3 protein-coding genes are annotated in these 2498 nt (G+C 70.4%); 2 read left to right on the forward strand and 1 reads right to left on the reverse strand.

The features are described 5' to 3' along the window. Window positions 1-297: PUA domain-containing protein (locus BIS11_RS15035; protein ID WP_367399221.1), on the forward strand; the 297-nt coding region annotated here is incomplete at its 5' end. Here BIS11_RS15035 and BIS11_RS15040 read toward each other — a convergent pair. Continuing rightward, window positions 294-1265 carry a DUF1853 family protein gene (locus tag BIS11_RS15040; RefSeq protein ID WP_253586433.1) on the reverse strand — a complete coding sequence of 324 codons (972 nt, stop codon included), beginning with the start codon at window positions 1263-1265 and terminating at the stop codon, window positions 294-296. The two genes, BIS11_RS15035 and BIS11_RS15040, sit on opposite strands and share 4 nt — an antisense overlap. Before the next feature lie 110 nt (window positions 1266-1375). On the opposite strand from BIS11_RS15040, the gene BIS11_RS15045 reads away from it, so the two are divergent. After that, on the forward strand, window positions 1376-2498 hold a 1123-nt coding region (locus BIS11_RS15045; RefSeq protein ID WP_253586434.1), incomplete at its 3' end, for a Glu/Leu/Phe/Val dehydrogenase.

The raw sequence follows: 2498 nt of genomic DNA on the forward strand, positions 1-2498 counted from the left end.
GGCCAGCTCCAGGTGCGCGGCACGCTCACCCTGGATGCCGGCGCGGTCAACGTGCTGCGCGAGAAGGGCTCGAGCCTGCTGCCGGTCGGCGTTCGCCAGGTGGAGGGCAGCTTCAAGCGCGGTGACATGGTGCTGTGCGTCGACGAGCAGGGCGGGCGCATCGCCAAGGGGCTGATCAACTACGGCGCCGAGGAGGCGCGTCGCCTCGCCGGCAAGCCCAGTCACCAGATCGAGGCGATCCTCGGCTTCGTCGAGGCCCCGGAGCTGATCCACCGCGACAACCTGGTCATCGTCTAGCGGCCTGGCAGCGGCAGCGGCACCTGGCGCGGCCAGTCGTCGGGCACGATGAACACCCGCTCCTCCTTGCCGTCCCATCCTCCTTCGGCCCTCAGCATCACCTGCTGGGGGCCGAAGCGTTCAAGGGCCTCGGTCAATGCCGGCAGCAGGCGCGATGGCGCGAGGAACGCGTCGTCACGAGGCGGCGCGAGCCAGAACGGCTTCTTCAGCCACGCCAGGCGCGCCGGCATGCGCTCTTTCAGCACCGTTTCCCAGTCGCTTGCATGGCACCAGAGCCCCCGCGCGTGGTGGGCGCTGGCCCCTGTCGGCGGGGGCAGCGGTGCGTGAAAGGGGTAGAAGAGCACGCCGGGCATCGCCAGGCGCCGGGTCAGCCCCTCGAGCCCCTCGTCGCCTGCGCCATCGCGGGGTGCCAGCAAGCGCCGCAGCGTGTCGCGGGCAAGCGGCGTGGCGGAGAGCGGCAGTTGATGGGCCACCAGGTGGGCGCACTTGCGCGCCAGACTGTCGAGCCCGCCGGGGCCGATCCAGCGGTCCTGGCCTTCGAGCGCCCCGGGGCCCTCGGGCAAGCCCAGGTAGAACTTGATCGCCACTTCCAGGTGGATCGGGGCGGGGTCGGCCAGCGTGCGATAGACCAGGTCCAGCTCGCCCAGCGTTCGCCGCTGCTGGCGTATCGCGACGTTGTGCGCCAGCAGCCGGGTGGCCGGGGCGCTGTCCAGCAGGAGCCGCCACAGCGCCTCGTGGTAGTGGCCCAGGCGCGTCGGGAGCTTGCCGGCCAGCGTGCGGGCGGCCTTCGCACGCCGCTCGTTCCAGCCCGGCGGCGTTGGTGCAAGCCCGAGCTCCGCGCGGCTCGGGCGGCCCTCGTAGCCGTCGAGGGCGACGATGTCCGGGGCGTCCAGCAGCCACGCCAGATCGTGCGCGATGGCCGTCTCGGGCGGCGCGGCAGGCGGTTCAGCGATGGCGTCAGTGCGCATGGCATCATCCTAAGGCGGCTTGTATCAGGCGAGGGCGAAACAAGCGCGGGCTGCTACGCTTTCAAGGCCCCCTCGCGGCAACGATCCCATCGATACAACGGAGTGTGTTCATGGCCAATGCGAAGACCAAGAAACAGAAAACCGCCAAGAAGGATGCGACCCGCCGCTCCCATGGTGAGGCCCGGGCGCTCTCCCCGCAAACCGGCGCGGCGCTTTTCGACGATGCCCGTTCGCGGCTCGAGGAGGTCTTCGAGGCGCTCGACGTCCATCCGGACGCGCGTTCGCGCCTCATGCAGCCGGCATTGTCGCTGCAGGTGAGCGTGCCGGTGCGCATGGACGACGGCCGCCTGCAGACGTTTCCTGCCTGGCGCGTGCAGTACGACGTGAGCCTGGGGCCGGCCAAGGGGGGCGTGCGTTTTCACCCGGACGTCAACCAGCACGAGGTCACCACCCTGAGCTTCTGGATGGCGGTGAAGTGTGCGGTCGTGGGGCTGCCCTTCGGCGGCGGCAAGGGCGGCGTGCAGGTCGATGCCAAGGCGCTTTCGTCGCTGGAGCGCGAGCGCCTGGCGCGAGGCTACGTTCGCGCCATCGCCGACGTCATGGGGCCGGATCGCGACATCCCCGCGCCGGACATGAACACCGATGCCGAGGTGATGGGCTGGATGATCGACGAGTACGAGCATATCCTGCGCGCCCGGGCGCCGGCGGCGATCACCGGCAAGCCGCTGTCGCTGGGCGGCTCGCAAGGCCGCGTCGAGGCCACCGGTCACGGTGCGCTCGCCGTGCTCGACCTGTGGGTCGAGCAGGAGAAGCGCAAGCCCGAGGAGACCACCGTGGCGGTGCAGGGCTTCGGCAACGCGGCCTACCACTTCGCCCGCGAGGCCGCCGCGCGCGGCTACCAAGTGGTGGCGGTGTCCGACTCCAGCGGCGGTCTCTACAAGAAGGAGGGGCTCGATATCGATGCGGCCAAGAAGGCCAAGCAGAAGCACGGTGAGCTCGCCAAGTGCCGCCAGGGCAAGCGCATCGAGGGCGACGAGCTGCTTGCCCTCGAGGTCGACGTGCTCGCCCTCGCCGCCATGGAGAACCAGATCACCGAGGCCAACGTCGGCGCCGTCAACGCCGGGATACTGCTCGAGATCGCCAACGGCCCGGTCACCAGCGACGCCGACGCCGCGCTCGAGAAGCGCGGCATCGACGTGCTGCCGGACGTGCTGGCCAACACCGGCGGGGTGA

Origin of the sequence: Halomonas sp. 707D4, from assembly GCF_024158685.1 — a bacterium.
Lineage (GTDB): Bacteria > Pseudomonadota > Gammaproteobacteria > Pseudomonadales > Halomonadaceae > Vreelandella.

Bases quoted from the DNA above. Each gene is read 5' to 3' on its own strand.
- BIS11_RS15040 (WP_253586433.1), bottom strand. From the start codon at position 1,265: ATGCGCACTGACGCCATCGCTGAACCGCCTGCCGCGCCGCCCGAGACG.